The 16,517-nt window shown below is 34.3% G+C and carries 16 protein-coding genes; 1 reads left to right on the top strand and 15 read right to left on the bottom strand.

The window, feature by feature from the left end:
* Positions 1 to 552: IS66 family transposase (locus EDX97_RS02220; RefSeq protein WP_183164235.1), on the top strand; the 552-nt coding region annotated here is incomplete at its 5' end.
* 213 nt (positions 553 to 765) lie between these two features.
* On the opposite strand, the gene EDX97_RS02215 is transcribed toward EDX97_RS02220, so the two are convergent.
* The 15 genes from EDX97_RS02215 to rfbB all read right to left on the bottom strand — a co-directional run bounded on the left by EDX97_RS02215 (position 766) and on the right by rfbB (position 16,513).
* On the bottom strand, positions 766 to 2,817 hold the full coding sequence (locus EDX97_RS02215; RefSeq protein WP_128519553.1) for a L,D-transpeptidase family protein: 2,052 nt from the start codon (positions 2,815 to 2,817) through the stop codon (positions 766 to 768).
* A 44-nt stretch (positions 2,818 to 2,861) separates the two neighbouring features.
* Positions 2,862 to 4,475, bottom strand: coding sequence for a CHAP domain-containing protein (locus tag EDX97_RS02210; RefSeq protein WP_128519552.1), 1,614 nt, complete (start codon positions 4,473 to 4,475; stop codon positions 2,862 to 2,864).
* A gap of 279 nt (positions 4,476 to 4,754) precedes the next feature.
* Positions 4,755 to 6,209, bottom strand: a complete 1,455-nt coding sequence (locus EDX97_RS02205) for a flippase (RefSeq protein WP_128519551.1) — start codon at positions 6,207 to 6,209, stop codon at positions 4,755 to 4,757.
* Positions 6,210 to 6,219: 10 nt separating this feature from the next.
* Positions 6,220 to 7,065 carry a LicD family protein gene (locus EDX97_RS02200; RefSeq protein WP_221175868.1) on the bottom strand — a complete coding sequence of 282 codons (846 nt, stop codon included), beginning with the start codon at positions 7,063 to 7,065 and terminating at the stop codon, positions 6,220 to 6,222.
* Position 7,066: 1 nt separating this feature from the next.
* Entirely contained in the window at positions 7,067 to 7,930 is an 864-nt protein-coding gene (locus EDX97_RS02195) for a LicD family protein (RefSeq protein ID WP_128519550.1), read from the bottom strand.
* Entirely contained in the window at positions 7,908 to 8,618 is a 711-nt protein-coding gene (locus tag EDX97_RS02190) for a phosphocholine cytidylyltransferase family protein (RefSeq protein WP_128519549.1), read from the bottom strand. The genes EDX97_RS02195 and EDX97_RS02190 overlap by 23 nt, the downstream gene beginning before the upstream one ends.
* Entirely contained in the window at positions 8,615 to 9,673 is a 1,059-nt protein-coding gene (locus EDX97_RS02185; protein WP_221175867.1) for a pyridoxal-phosphate-dependent aminotransferase family protein, read from the bottom strand. Before EDX97_RS02185 ends, EDX97_RS02190 begins: the two co-directional genes overlap by 4 nt.
* Positions 9,670 to 10,698, bottom strand: a complete 1,029-nt coding sequence (locus tag EDX97_RS02180; RefSeq protein ID WP_128519548.1) for an NAD-dependent epimerase/dehydratase family protein — start codon at positions 10,696 to 10,698, stop codon at positions 9,670 to 9,672. Before EDX97_RS02180 ends, EDX97_RS02185 begins: the two co-directional genes overlap by 4 nt.
* Entirely contained in the window at positions 10,695 to 11,408 is a 714-nt protein-coding gene (locus EDX97_RS02175; RefSeq protein ID WP_128519547.1) for an IspD/TarI family cytidylyltransferase, read from the bottom strand. Before EDX97_RS02175 ends, EDX97_RS02180 begins: the two co-directional genes overlap by 4 nt.
* A gap of 13 nt (positions 11,409 to 11,421) precedes the next feature.
* The gene (locus tag EDX97_RS02170) at positions 11,422 to 12,456 is read right to left on the bottom strand and encodes a glycosyltransferase family 2 protein (RefSeq protein WP_420884674.1); all 1,035 of its coding nucleotides are present in this window, start codon (positions 12,454 to 12,456) and stop codon (positions 11,422 to 11,424) included.
* Positions 12,457 to 12,467: 11 nt separating this feature from the next.
* A complete protein-coding gene (locus EDX97_RS12190) occupies positions 12,468 to 13,487 on the bottom strand; it encodes a glycosyltransferase family 2 protein (RefSeq protein WP_420884682.1) in 1,020 nt (339 codons plus the stop codon).
* Positions 13,488 to 13,510: 23 nt separating this feature from the next.
* Positions 13,511 to 13,699 (bottom strand): glycosyltransferase family 2 protein (locus EDX97_RS02160; RefSeq protein WP_420884673.1); only part of this gene is annotated, 189 nt, incomplete at its 3' end.
* A 14-nt stretch (positions 13,700 to 13,713) separates the two neighbouring features.
* Complete coding sequence (locus EDX97_RS02155) at positions 13,714 to 14,514, bottom strand: glycosyltransferase (RefSeq protein WP_245977978.1); 801 nt, start codon at positions 14,512 to 14,514, stop codon at positions 13,714 to 13,716.
* Positions 14,515 to 14,579: 65 nt separating this feature from the next.
* A complete protein-coding gene (rfbD, locus tag EDX97_RS02150) occupies positions 14,580 to 15,479 on the bottom strand; it encodes a dTDP-4-dehydrorhamnose reductase (RefSeq protein ID WP_128519544.1) in 900 nt (299 codons plus the stop codon).
* Positions 15,479 to 16,513, bottom strand: a complete 1,035-nt coding sequence (gene rfbB / locus EDX97_RS02145) for a dTDP-glucose 4,6-dehydratase (protein ID WP_128519543.1) — start codon at positions 16,511 to 16,513, stop codon at positions 15,479 to 15,481. Before rfbB ends, rfbD begins: the two co-directional genes overlap by 1 nt.
* Between the last annotated feature and the right edge of the window lie 4 nt (positions 16,514 to 16,517).

Below are 16,517 nucleotides of genomic sequence, written 5' to 3'. Positions count from 1 at the left end.
GATGCCCTGCCAAAGGATCTGAAGTCAATGAATGCCACCTATCCAAAACAGGCCATCGAGAAACTGCAGAAGATCTTCCATGAAGAAGCATTATTAGAAGATCTTGATGCAGAGACCAGACAAAGGAAACGGAAAGAGATACAGGCGCCAATGGTCGAAGAATTTTTTGCGTGGATAGAAACAAATAAGGACAAAGTACTTGCGTCATCAAAATGCGGAAAGGCTTTTCATTATGCTCTAAACCAGAAAGCAGGACTCATCAAATATCTGGAAGATGGAAATATACCAATGACCAACAGCATAGCTGAAAGAGCTATACGGCCATTCACGGTCGGCAGAAAAAACTGGCTGTTCAATGGAGGACCACAAGGAGCGAAAGCGAGTGCAGCGATATACAGTATCGTCGAAACAGCGAAAGCCAATGAACTGGATCCATATAAATATCTGAATCTTCTATTCAATTCATTACCTGGACTAGACTTTATATCCGATCCTTCATTACTGGATGATTATCTGCCATGGTGCAGTGATATAAAGACAATATGTAAATAAACCCGTTATGATACAAATAACTGTTTGTTCACAACGGGTTTTGTTTATAACATCATAGACACTGATTTATCTGACGCTTACGTTGAATTACATTACACTGATTAAGATATTTAGTCACAACAAAAGTATACCAAAAAGGCCGATGACAATGAACATACCTGTTCAACCATCGGTCCTTTTTTATTGACTGGTCAACGATTAATCGTTACAGCCCTAATGATAAATAACGACTTTTGTTCCTAATGGAACTTGATAGAAAATATATTTTGCATCTTCTAATGATAAACGAACACAACCGTGTGAAACTTGAATTCCCATGCGACCATCACGTATCTGGACCGGATTTTGTGTAGTTGTATACAATACAGAATGGAATAAGTAATCACCATAGAACTGAGTAACATACCAATAATTATATGTTGGTCGTCTATGTACAACATTTTTATATGGTCCTGTTTTAAACTGTCCTTCAACCGTTGGAGTTTCCACAGCTCCTATACCGCATAAACATTCATGTACTAATTTCCACTGTCCGTTTGAGCGTTCAAATACACCTACTCGATAGTGAGTCTTATCCAATAGAATCAATCGATTAGTTGCACTAGTATATCCTTGTGCTCGACTAACCATATCAGTTACATCTCGATAAGCAGAAACTCTTGTACCTGGCGCAGAAGATCCCTTAACACGTAACTCAACTTGCAAACCTTCCATTCGGAAACCAGCACCTTTACTACCTGCACTCTCACCATCTTTAGCCCAGCCTTCCCAGCCAAAGAGTTCACAATGTGCACGATAATATAAATCGTAGACTTTTGATAATTCACCAGTTAAACGCATCTGTATAGCTTCCAAACGTAAACCAAGCTGTCCCATTTCGTTTCCAGCTTGTGTCCAATTATTTTGCCAGCCAATATTTTGAATATGACCTCGATACTCCACAGTTCCAGAGATATTTGAATCGGGTTGTTCAACTACAATTTGATCAATTTGTTTTGATTGTCCAGTAGTGCCGGCTGTTTCACCATCTTTTACATTTGTTTGCCAACCAGAGCCATCAACATATGCACGATAATAAATTGTTTGGTTGGATACAAAAGGCGTATTTATTGTACCCATTAATGCTGGTGCAATTTCTCCCTTTTTAAGAAGTTTAATAATCAATCCCTCTAAACGAAGACTAGCACCAGAAGTACCGGCATTTTCACCATTTTTAGCCCAACCGAGCCATCCTATATTTGCGGCATGTACAGTGTAATATATATCATAATCATTAGCTACTGCACCATCTAATTTAATTCGAATGGCTTCTAATCGTAATCCTTGACCAACAGTTCCAGACAATTCTCCATTTTTAGCCCAATTTGTTTCCCATCCATAATTTTGGATATGTGTTTGGTATAAAATATCACCAACTAATTCAGGATTTATAAGCTCAATTTTAACCGACTCCATACGTCGACTTTGGCCAATCGTACCTGCAACCTGGCCCTCTGTCCGGTAATCCTGCCATCCAGTGCCTTGTAATTGTGTACGGTATTTAATACTTGGCGCCTGAAAAGCAACACCAGAATCAGTAATTTCTTTACCTATCTCAATCAGTTTAATTTGCAAAGCTTCCATCCGCAAACTATATCCCTGACTTCCACTATATTCACCATCTTTAGCCCAACCGAGCCATCCATAGTTTTGAATATGTGTACGGTAATAAATATGATATTTAGAAGCTAATTCTCCATTTAGACGAATTCGAATGGCTTCGATTCGTCTTGACTGGCCTGTCGTACCAGCCATTTGATTATCATTTACCCAATCTTGCCAACCAATATCTTGTACATGTGTTTGATATTCAACCCCACCTGTAATATCTGAGTCTACATGAATTTTAATGGCTTCAATTCGTTTTCCTTCACCAACGGTTCCGCTTGTTTCTCCATTTGATGTAGGTGACTGCCATCCTTTATTTTGTACATGCGTTTCATATATCACATCAGGTTCTTGCGTAATACTTTCATTCGTTTTATCAGGATCTGTAATCGTTTCTTTTTGACCATTTGTATTCTTATCAGGTACTTGATCTGTTCCAGTTGAACTTTGACTGTACTCTACAGTATTTTGATCCACCGTTGTTTCAACTGATGTTTGCTCAGTTAAAATGGAATTCTGAGGTTCCTCTGCATAAACATGCTGAACAGTCGCGCCAATAATAACCATAGGTATACTTACTGCAACAATATTTCCCAACCGTCGATATTTTTTATTCATGCTCTCTCCTTTATCAAATATTTTTCGTTATAATTAAATACAATCTATAATTTCAATCCACTATGCCATAAATAGCCCATGAAGCGAAGACCAGGAACATAATTGAAAGGATTAGCTGTCACATATTCAAATAGTTTTCCACCATAATTTGATTGTGACCAAGTGATAATTCCATTATATACACTTTCGACAACAGCTACATGCCCATATCCATTATTTCGACTTGTCCAAATCATTAATGCCCCCACACGTGGCGCCGTAGACCGACTAAATTGATTAGCATGAACTGCCCATAAATCACCTGCTCCAGGTACTCTATTAGCTCCATCCAATGATTGATTATATCCAAGAATTTCACTAATACGTGCAGTTGCATAGGTAAAACAATTTGGTAAAGCAACACCAGTTCGAGCAACTGCATAATTAATCCATCGACCATTCATTCCTGAAATGCTCGTCCTACTATGCCAGTATTTACCAGGCTGATAACAATATTCTATACGACCATCATTGGTAAAACACATTCCGGTAATAATATTTCCATCTCGATCATATGAATTCTTGTGTTCCATCGAGACAACATTTCCATTATGTGCTAGTTCTTCATCTTTTTTTCGAATACAAATATTTATTGCTTCAATACCTAATGAATCTCCGATACTGCCCGAAATAGCACCATTTTTTGCCCAGTCTAACCAACCATAATTTTGAATATGTACACGATAATATATATCATATTGCTTGGAAGCTTCACCTAATAACTGAATTTGTATTGCTTCCATACGCAAACTTTTTCCAACTGTACCAACTATTTCGCCACTTTGTGACCAATTCTTTTCCCATCCTAAATTCTGTATATGGGCTTTATATTGAATATCACCATTAAGATATGGGTTATATATTTGAATTTTCAAAGCTTCCAAACGCTTACTTTGGCCCGTTGTACCAGCAACATTTCCCTCTAATTTATTAGATTGCCAACCGATATTTTGTATCTGTGATTGATATTGAATAGCCGGTGATAAAAAAGCCGATTTTACATCAACATCCGTAATCTCATCACTGATTTTTACTAGACGAATCCGTAAAGCTTCTAATCGTAAGCCATATCCTTGACTACCGCAATATTCTCCATTTTTTGTCCAGCTGAGCCAACCATAATTCTCTACGTGTGCTTGATATAAAACATTATATCTATTCGCAATTTCACCTAATAAACGTATACGAATAGCTTCCAATCTACGAGATTCTCCCGTAGTTCCTGAAACTTCGTTATTTTTTTTCCATTCTTGCCAACCAATACCTTGGACATGGGCTTGATATTCAATTTCACCAGGAACATTACCATCAAGATTTATTCTAACACCTTCGATACGCTTTTTTTCACCAGTCGTACCCGCAATATCTCCATTAGAAACTGCGTTTTGCCAGCCTTTATCTTGAACATGTGTCTCATAAATGACATTTGCATTTTGTTCAATTGGTTCATCACCTGCTATAATATTAGTCGTATTATCATTTGTGACCTCTTCAACAGAATTCTCTTCATTGGCTTCATTCGCCTCTTTTGCATAAACTTGTTGTATAGTTGCCCCCATGATAACCAAGGGAATACCTATCGCAATTAATTTGCTAAAATTCCTGTATTTTCTCTTCATTTTCTCTCTCCCTTGTTTTATTATAGCATAATATTAAAGAATATTTTAATAATAACAAATACTACATTGTGAATATTCCAAGGTGGCGATTTAACTCAATCCACGAAAATAAAGACATTCATTCCATTGCTCAGAGCCATCTGTTTCATCTCACCCCTTTTCTGACACCGATTACTCCGTTGGGTGTGGTTCAAATTTTCATACAAATTCACTAAATGAAAAAAGAGTTCTCAACTCATCTAAGAAAACTCTGAAAACTCACATATTCGTTACAATTTTTTACTTCATAATAATGCGAAGTTTTTCTTTGATAATTCGATGGATCTCTAAAGCAAATTCATTCTTGCCAATGAACAGTATCAAAAAATAGCATAGAATAGAAAAAACAATGCTGAATACAATACGTAAGAAGATAGATGAAATTAAAATTTGAATAAAAAGACAAACTACAAAAATAGCAAAACATCCAATAAATATTGGTCCAAGTTTTACATGCTGAATTTCACCTAGGTATGGGCGAGAATAATATGCACAAATACCCATAACTACACATTCAGCTATTAAAGTAGTCAATGCTGCTCCATTTATTCCCCACCATGGAATAAAAAATATATTCAATCCTACATTTAAACACGCTGAAATAATAGTCGCGAAAAAGAAATTTTTTTCCATTCTATGGGGTACGAGAATGACTTGTGAATAAAAACCTGCAAATATGGCACCAAATAAAGCAAAACATAATATTTGTAGGGAAATATAGCCTTCTGTAAAAGATGAGCCTCCCAAAAGGGTAATAATATCTTTACTCAACATAAAAATACCAATTATTGCTGGAATAACCAAGGAATACAGGGTTATCTTTAAACTATATGTCAACTTATTTAATTCCTTTATATTATTATCCCCCAAATAAAAAGAAATTCGTGGTATGGTCACTGCAATCAATGCATTTAGCAATGCTTTTATCATAGTATAAATATTGGAGGCTAAGGTATACACACCAACTTCGCCATTAGAGCGAAAGAAACCTAAAATTATTATATCCGATTTTATATAAATGGTAGAAGCTAATGTGATTCCAAATAAATATGTAATCGGCTTCAAATGCTTCTTTAAATTCAAATGTGTCGTCAATCTATATGGAATATAGCGTCGTGTATATAAAATATTAGCAAAATATCCTCCTGAATTTGCTATTAATAAGAAAAAAGCATATTTTGAAAAATCAGTTGGTTGCTTTACAAAAAACAAAATTAGAATTAAAGCTACTATTTGAAATGCAATATATCGTACGGTAATATAAAAAAAATCTTCAAAAACTGAATTGATCCAATCGCGACCTAATACATTAGCAATGATATTTATACTTAATATTCCTAGTAACAATTCTTCAACATGCATTCTTGGAACAAAGCAAATAAGTAAAAATAAAATAATATACGAAAATAACATTGCAAGAAATGAAATAGAGAATAATTCACTCGCTAATTTAGTTATTTTTTCTTTTTTGTTTCGAATCCGTGCGCCTTCGCGCATCGCATAAGTAGGAATACCTAGTTGTGCAAATAAAACAAAATATTGAATAATTGAATCGGACCAGCTCACTCTTCCTAAATTTGCTTTACCAAGTACTCTAGAAGCATATGGATACGTGATCAATGGAAATAAAATCATGCAACACTGCTTAATTATATTTAGTACTGCATTTACTTGAATTGATTTTTCTTTTTTCAAAATGATTCTCCTAATCCTTAAATTCTAATTCATAAGGAAAATGATTTTTTCTTTTTTCAACAGGTGGCATTTGCATATAATCACCATACATCCCACGCAAATTAGAATCCATATTATTTGGAAAATACAATCTTGTATTTTCAAAATCTTTTTTTACAAGCGGAAATACATCACTCCGTTTATAAATATTCATTTCTGGAGTTGTATCACATAAAAAGTCTATATATTCACTGTTTGTTTCTTCGTTATGTCTAATACTTGCCTCTTTACATTTAAACGCCAACCATCTTTTAGAAATATGCAAAATTACCATTAGATAATGCACAAGAGCACATATTAAATGTACAATAGCAGCTTTCCAGCCTTTAAAAGCAAGAACTGGCTTTGGTATACTTCGCAAAATCAATAATTTAGAATAAAACCATGCATCATGCATCTGTTTTTTTCTTTTTTTAGGGTCATCACTTAAATTATCAAATGGATAAATATCTAGAAAGATTCCTAATTCAACATTGATATGTGCCAATGCATATTCTCTAAATTTTGTACCCTTCATCATCATTCGTGTAGTCATCAATGGATAATTTTCATCATATTCTACATTCATAATTGTATATTTATCTGCATACTCTTCGTTCGCATATTTAATAAATTGTTCATAATCCTTACGTGGTAATGCAACATCAATATCATCATCCCAAGGTATAAACCCACCATGACGTAATACCCCAATACCTGTTCCCGCAATACCAAAATATTGTAAACCGTGACGATCACAAAGCGACATAAAATCTTTCAATATTTCCAGCTCTACGGATTGAAGTTTCTTTAACGTAGCGTCATCGTATTCTTTCAAATCAATCACTCTTTCTAAATTCTAGAATATATGGGCAATGATTCACACGTTTCTCTTCTGGTGGAATCTCCATATAATTTGATCCAAACTTTCTTTCTAAATTGACTAAATAATCAGCCATCATTGGCATTTGAAAATCTTCAAATAAAAGATATTTATTGGGTAATATCTCATTACCTTTCATGATGACATCATTCGCATAAGGATCACCTAAAACGGTATAAGTATTTGTTTTTCCATAATATTTATCTATCAGACGAAGATACTTCTTTCTTACTTTCATTCCATCTGGATCTATATATTTTGCAAAAAAACGCACTACACGCGATATAGTATATTTACATTTTTGTACAAATGTGGCTCCAGGCCATAATAATTCAAAATTTGCGCGTGACATAACATAAATATTGCGCCAAAAAAAACATTTAGATATATATCTTTTTGCCTCTTGTGGATCATCAGGAATATTTTCATACAAAAATACATCTATAAAAATTCCAGTATCAAATACATCTTTGGAAAGAGGAACAATCATACGTGTATCGTTCATCGAAATGATTGGCACAAAATTATAATATTTATTTTCGCAATCCGCTGAAAATAATGTGTATTTTGGTTGTAATTCATCTCTATGTTCCAACATTTTCAAATAATCATCCCGTAACATTGCAATATCGATATCATCATCCCAAGGGATATACCCCTTGTGACGTACGGCACCTAGTGCTGTGCCAGACACTGCAAAATAGTGGATATCATATTTCCTACAAAATACATCAATATCTTTCAGCATATTCAATTGAACAGTATGTAGTTTTTTTAACACTTTCGGTTCATAAGATTTATATGTTATTTGTTTTGACATAATCTAAAATTCTTTCATAGTCTTCAATAAAGTCGACTTCCGCCCAAAATTTATGATTTACATCCAAACTATGGATATCATATTCAGACGTTAAAGAATATAACACATTTTCCCACCAAACGCCATGTTGCTGATGACTAACCATATATTCTAATTGCGTAACAAAAGTAGGTACAAAGGATTTCTTTATTTTTGCAATTCCTACATATTCACAATCTCTTTGATCTCTTTTAAGTTCTTTTCCATAACGTCGAATGATACCATTTTCAGTTCCAAAGAAATAATCTCCATCATCAGCACGAGTCCGGTCAGATAACATAACAACTTGTTCCTTTGCAGCAAGAATCTCATCTAAAATATCATCTGTCCAAAAGACATCTGCATTTCCTAACAAAAGATCTTGATTTGGATCAATAAAATCCTTCGCAAAATAGAGAGATCCAATACTATTTGTTATATCATAAAATGGATTGTAATATATCGTGACATTTGTATCTTTAAGTACTTCGTCTATATTTTCATGACGATAGCCAGTCACAACGGCACACGAAATACCTCGTTTTTCTAGCATTTTTATGGTGCGTAGTACCAAAGGTTGACCTCCAACATCTAAAGTGCACTTAGGAATTGGTGGGATATTCTTTGAAATTCGCGATCCCTTTCCCGCCGCTAACAAAATAGCTTTCATTCCAGTACCTCCTTAAAAAATGCAATAACTGCATCATAATCTTTTGTTGTCAAATTTCCCATATGTCCAACACGAAGTACAGAGCCGGATAATGCTCCCCCATTTGGTGTTAACATTAAGCCATAGTGGTCTTTTGCTTCTAAGAAATAATCATACGCTTTTCCATTATCAAATAATAAGGGAGTAAGTGCATTCGATAATGGATATTGCCCATATTTTAACCCGATCTCATCACACCGCATCCGGAAATATTGAGCATTGGCTTTTGCCTGATCAATTACTTTGTCGACACCAATTTGATCAATTTGATTTAAACGATCGGCTAATTGTAAGACAATTCCAACTGCAGGCGTATACGGCGTTTGTCCACGTTCCATATTTTTAAATGCGTCTTTTAAATCTAAATAAGTACAAGCACATTCATTGTTATCAATAATTTTTTTCATTCTTTCATTTACAACTATAAATGAAAGCCCCGGTGCTAGTGCTAATGCTTTTTGACTTGCGGTCAATACTAAATCAATATGCATTTTTTGCATATCAATTTCATCTACTAAAAACGCACTTACGGCATCAACAATAAACAACATATTTTGTTCTGTACAAAAATCCCCCAACATTTGCAAATCATATAATTGTCCAGTTGATGTCTCATCGGCATTCACCAACAAAGCAGTATATCCTTTATTCTCATAAGGAATCAAATGCTCGCGAGTCAATGCTTCCCCAAAAGATAAGTGAATATCATCATGAAGCACATGATGGTGTGTACACAGTTCACTAAAACGATGACCGAAACCACCACCGTCGATGACCAAAACCTTATCCTTTTCATTCAATGCATTCATCACTGCCGTTTCCATAGCCCCAGTTCCTGATGCTGTCATCACAGCTAAATAGCTAGGTTTTGGAGCATTCACAAATCGTAAAAATTGTTCTTGACACTTTAACATGATATTCGAAAAATCTTGGGTACGAAAATATGGAATTTGTTTCGACGATATTTCTAATGTATTCTCATACATTTCTACAGGACCACATGTAAATAATTTCATTTGATCTTACCTTCTTTCATACTTTCTATCAAACGATTATACATTTGTTCTAACGATGTAGAAGGACGATATCCCAAGGCGTTTAATTTATCGACATTTAATCGAATGATTACGTCTGGATTATATCCTCGTTCTTTGCCATCAATCATCACTTTCACTTGGCTGTCTGGATATAAATGATGTAATAAACAAGCCATATCATAAATAGAAATGGCCGTGTCTGGATTCGCGACGTTATATGCTTCGCCATTTTGACCATGTGCTAAAATATACAAAATAGCGATAGCAGCATCTTTTGTATAACAATAATTTCGTACTGTTTTTCCTTCTGTATGCAAAACTATGTCTCTTTTTTCAATACAACTTCGTGCAAAATCAGCGAATACCCGACCATCCTCATAAGAAACACCAGGACCAAAAGTCTGCGCTAATCTTGCCACTCGAATTGGAACAGAATATTCTGAATAATACGATGCACATAAGCATTCAACCATGCGCTTACCTTCTGAATAGGAGCTACGCACTTTAAAAGGATCCAAGTATCCATAATCCAATTCTTTTACACTATCTAACATTGGATCAGTAACACCATATACTTCTAAACTTGATAAATAAACTAGGCTTTTTATACTATGCTCTTTTGCAAATTTTAGTACATTATCAGTTCCTTGAATCGATGTATGAATGGTTTCAACCGGATGATCAACAAAATATTTTGAAGAGGTTGGGCTAGCAGTATGGATAATATAATCAACTGAGAGATCAAATGGAATAGGCTGTGAAATATCTTGAATAATAAAATGAAGTTTTTTATTCTCTAAATAATCACAAAATATATTTTTTGCTTTCCCAATTGATCGAGCCAAGACATACACATCAATATTTTTAGCTTCTAATAGCCCCATAACAAGTGTAGAACCAATCAATCCCGTTCCCCCGGTTACTAATATAGAAGTTCCTTCGAATTCTGTCATAATGCCATTTTGACCAATAGCTTTGGCATCTTGACGTATTACCGTATTCATCCTCTTCCCTCTTTTCGTGCTGTATAAATTGCTTGAAACGTATAAAAATCCAATGGTGTGGTAATCTTAATGTTTTCAGTAGGCCCTTCCGTTACATAAATCTTATATCCATATTTTGACATGATCGAAGCTGTATCAATATTATCTATATCTCCCTTTGCAAATGCTTCATCATGTACCGCTAAGATATCTTTCATCCAAAAGCATTGCGGGGCTTTAGCCATTCGGCATTTAGCTCTCTCAATTACATTTTGAATAGTACCACCCTCAATCGTTATAACAGTTTCAATAGCAGGAGCAATAGTCACTGAATTCCCATTCTCGCGCACAGTTTGAATATTACGATTTATCAAATCATCATTGATCAAAGGACGTACACCATCATGCATCATTACAATCGTATCATCTAATGATGGAAGTTTTTTTTCTAATTCTTTTATTCCATAATACCGCGATAACTGTCCTGTTTTCCCCCCAGCTATCACGCTAATTACTTTTGTTATAGAAAAAACAGATAACTTCTCTTTTAAATAATCAATCCAATCTTCCTTGCAAACAATCACTATATCATCAACATTTTTATTTTTTTCAAAAAACTCCAATGTATGAATGATAATTGGTTTACCATCTACCTCTAAGAATTGCTTTGGTATCTTTGAATTCATACGCATTCCCGTACCACCTGCAAAAATCACAACAGAAACATGCATCGTTTATACCTCTCTATTTATATCTAAACTTAGAAAGAATTTTTGATCCGTTACCAACAATAAAGAGTAATGTCCTATACTTTCTTTCATCAAATAATTTCATTGTAATCCATAATCGTTTGTTCTTTCTCTTCACCTGATTTAGAGTTGATTTTGGAATATGCTCATCAAATATAGGATGATTCCGATATTTCTTTAATATATCTGTTTTTTGTTGTTTGGATAGTTTACAAGTTGGTAATAATAAATATTCTAAGCAAGAAAAAACATAGGCATTCGTTAAAAATATATTCTTTGTAACATTATCCAGTTGACCATCTAACTGTCTCAAAAAAACGTATTCTGCATTGATACATTTATAATTATCGTCTAATGCTTCCTCGTGAAATGACTTAGAAGTACTATGTCCTACACGTTGTGACCAAATATAGTATGCTTTGGAATTGAATCCTAATGTTTTACAATGACTTAAAAAAGTTAAATTGAACATACGATCTTCATAGCCATAATAAAATGTCTCATCAAATCGAATATGGTATATATCAATAATTTTCTTGCGATATAAACCTGTCCAGACTGTGTCTTCTCGTCGAATATTTTGATAATAACTGCTAAAATCTTGATGGGAAATAAAGCAATTCATTAACGAAGATGTGCTATCCCACTTCTTACCCTCTGCATCAATTAATCGTCGTATACGTGCATACCGCATCAAATCCACATTGTGTTCTTTAGCCAATAAATAATTATCTTTAATCAAATGCGGTAAATATTCATCATCATTATCACAGAAACCGATATATTCACCTTGTGCCAAATCCAACCCTGCATTGCGAGCTGAACAAATCCCACCGTTCTGCTTATGAATAACCTTGACTCTTTTATCTTTTTTTGCAAAATCATCACAAATTTGCCCACTATTATCAGGACTACCATCATCCACTAAGATTAACTCAAAATCATCAAAGTCCTGGCTCAAAATACTATTGACAGCATGTTCCAAATACTTTTCTGAGTTGTATACTGGCATAATAATGCTTACTTTCACCATGTAATCACCTATTTCTTAAATCTAAATACTGATAATACTGATTTTCCTTTACCAACAATGAAAATTAATATTTTATATTTTCTCTCATAAAACAATTTCATAGTAATATACATCCTTTTTTTAGAACGTACTTTTTTTAAAGTTTCTATTGGAACATTTCTATCAAATAATGGCATATCCCGTAATTCATTTAAATAAACAACTTTTTCTTTTTTATTCATATCACATGTTGGAATTTCCATGTAATCAAGAATTGGATAGACATAAGAATTGATTAAAAAGATATTTTTCATTTTATTATCAATCTGATCTTTGCATACTTCATGCATGAACCGATATTCTAAATCGATGTTAATCATATTTTTTCTTAAGTAATCTCGAGTAAAATTTCTTGATGTACTATGACTATCTCTTTGTGTCCAAGAATAATATTCATTAGAGTTAAAACCCAATCGTTGGCAATGAAGTAAAAACTGTAAATTAAAATTTAGATCCTCTGACCCATATAAAAATCGTTCATCAAAATGTATATTGTATTCTGCCAATAATTTCCTTCGATATAATCCTGTCCAAACCGTATCTTCTCGTCGAATATTTTGATAATATTGACCAAAATTTTTTCTTTCAATGAACATATCTTCAATGGGCGTATGTACTTCCCAGACACGACCATCATCTTTTTCTACTCGTTTTATTTTAGCATACCGCATCAGATCCACATTGTGTTCTTTGGCCAATAAATAATTATCTTTAATCAAATGCGGTAAATATTCATCATCATTATCACAGAAACCGATATATTCACCTTGTGCCAAATCCAACCCTGCATTGCGAGCTGAACAAATCCCACCGTTCTGCTTATGAATAACCTTGACTCTCTTATCTTTTTTTGCAAAATCATCACAAATTTGCCCACTATTATCAGGACTACCATCATCCACTAAGATTAACTCAAAATCATCAAAGTCCTGGCTCAAAATACTATTGACAGCATGTTCCAAATACTTTTCTGAGTTGTATACTGGCATAATAATGCTTACTTTCACCATCNCTTATGAATAACCTTGACTCTCTTATCTTTTTTTGCAAAATCATCACAAATTTGCCCACTATTATCAGGACTACCATCATCCACTAAGATTAACTCAAAATCATCAAAGTCCTGGCTCAAAATACTATTGACAGCATGTTCCAAATACTTTTCTGAGTTGTATACTGGCATAATAATGCTTACTTTCACCATCCGAATCTCCCCTAAACTGAATTACTCTTCTCCGCATTTCTATATGCATAATTTAGTATCTTCGCAATAATTGAAGGCCAAAATTTTTTCAACATATCCAAATCTTCATTTGTTCGGGTATTGTCTTCGATAATTTGTGTCGTTGTAGATTCTTCATGTACACGATGTCCCATTAAAGGTTTATCAACAAAGATAAAACGGCCAGTTAACCGACTCAATTTTTCCCATGCAAACCAATCTACATTACTCTTATAATCAGAATCAAATATTTTTTTATAGGAAATTCTATTATTATTATACGTAACAGCTGGACAACATATAGAATTACCTAGAGAAATGCTCCATCGCTTACAATGAGCACTGGATACTTTTAGACAAGACAAAAGCTTCTTCTTTATTCTTAAATTGGTATTGTCATACACTCGTTGATTATTACGAATTTCAAAATAATTTGAAAATAGGATTATAGCATCTGGATTTTTTTTATAAGCATCCACAATATTTTTTGCATAGTCTTTTGCATATATATCATCCTGATGTGCAATCGTCACCAATTCGGAATCAACACATGTTCGTGCAAAATCAAAATCATCACCTATTGTATGCTTGGCTTTTTCATTAACAATAACAGGTAAATGATAGCGTTCAGCCATTGTTCGAATAAATGCATTGGGCGTAGAAGTCGCAATGATTACTTGACTAGGATATGACTGGTTAATTACCGATTGGATACAAGACTTCAAATAAGGTGAATCTTTATATGCAAGAACTACAAATGTATGTATAGTGTTGGGCAATCCCTTCACCTCCATAAAAAAACAAAAGCCAGTAAAGACTTTTATTTACTGACTTTATTATACATGAATACGATTTTCATTCAATCCTTCAGTTCTTTTAAATATCGTGCCAATGCATCATGCCAATCAGGTAAACGTGTAAATCCGTGTTTGTCCAATTCGGTTTGATTCATACGACTATTCTTTGGACGTTTGGCTTTGGCTGGGAATGCACTACTATCCACTGAAGTTACTGGTACATCCATGCCGGCTTGTTTAAAGATTTCTTTGGCAAAATCATACCAACTAATAAAATCACCGGAATTGGTTGCATGATAGGTTCCATATTCTTTCGTTTGAATCATATCTACCACTAAACGAGCTAAATCGTAAGTATAGGTAACCATACCAATTTGATCATTGACAACACTGACGGCACCACGCTCTTTCCCTAAACGCAACATCGTTTTGATAAAATTATTTCCATTCTTTCCAAATACCCAAGAAATTCGAATGATAAAATGTTTTGGATAACTTTCAACAGCTAATTCCCCTTCATATTTGGTTTGTCCATACACATTCAATGGTTCACGGTGTCCATATTCCATCCAAGGATCGGTGCCTTCACCATTGAATACATAATCCGTTGAAAAGTACATCACAGGAATATCGTATTTTTTACAAGCATCCACAATATTCTTCGTACCTTCTGCATTCACTTTACGAACGACATCTGGCATATCTTCTGCTTTATCAACCGCTGTCCATGCTGCACAATGCACAACGGCATCCGGATGTACTTCATCCATCACTTTTTGAACGGCTTGTGCATCTGTAATATCTAAAGAAACATAAGGTGCACGACAAACATACGTTCCATCTTGAATGCCTGCATACGTTTCTGCAAGATCCGTTCCATATCCTTCTAAATTTCGTGATGCCAATTCATTCATGACATCATGGCCTAATTGACCGGCTACACCTGTTACTAATACTTTCATTATTCTTCTGCTCTTCCTTTATCCACATACATTTTTTGGAAATAGTTTTGATACTCACCACTAATGATGTTTTCCCACCATTCTTTATTATCCAAATACCATTGAATGGTTTGTGGGATACCAGTATCAAATGTATATTTTGGTTTCCATCCCAATTCAGTTTCTAATTTGGTTGGATCCATGGCATATCGAAGATCATGACCTTTCCGATCTGCAACAAATGTGATCAAGCTTTCTGGCTTATTCAATGCATGCAATACAGTTTTCACAACTTGTAGGTTTGTACGCTCATTGTGTCCACCCACATTGTATACTTCACCATCTCTTCCCTTACGAATGATCAAATCAATAGCTGTACAATGATCATATACATGCAACCAATCACGCACATTTTCTCCCGTTCCATATACAGGAATGGTTTCATCATTCAAAGCACGTGAAATGATCAATGGAATCAATTTTTCTGGGAAATGATAAGGTCCATAGTTATTCGAGCAGCGACTAATTGTAACTGGTAAACCATATGTACGATGATAAGCCAATACAAACAAGTCTGCACTTGCTTTTGCCGAAGAATATGGACTGGAAGTATGAATTGGCGTTTCTTCCGTAAAGAATAAATCTGGACGATCCAAAGGTAAATCTCCATAGACTTCATCCGTAGATACTTGATGATATCGTTTGATACCATATTTTACACAAGCATCCAATAAGGTAGTTGTCCCCATCACATTGGTCTTTACAAAAATTTCTGGATCTTCAATACTACGATCAACATGAGATTCAGCCGCAAAGTTTACAACTACATCAAAATGTTCTTTTTCAAATAATTGAAAGATAAAATCACGATCCGCAATATCGCCTTTCACAAATTTATAATTGGGTTTATCTTCAATAGGTTTACAAGTTTCTAAGTTACCTGCATATGTTAATTTATCTAGATTCACAAATTCATCTTCTGGATATGTATTGACCATATAATGCATAAAGTTACCACCAATAAATCCAGCACCACCAGTTACTAAAAATTTCATGTGT

The sequence above is a fragment of the Absicoccus porci genome (assembly GCF_003725415.1).
Lineage (GTDB): Bacteria > Bacillota_I > Bacilli_A > Erysipelotrichales > Erysipelotrichaceae > Absicoccus > Absicoccus porci.
This window is presented reverse-complemented; position numbering and strand designations above follow the sequence as displayed.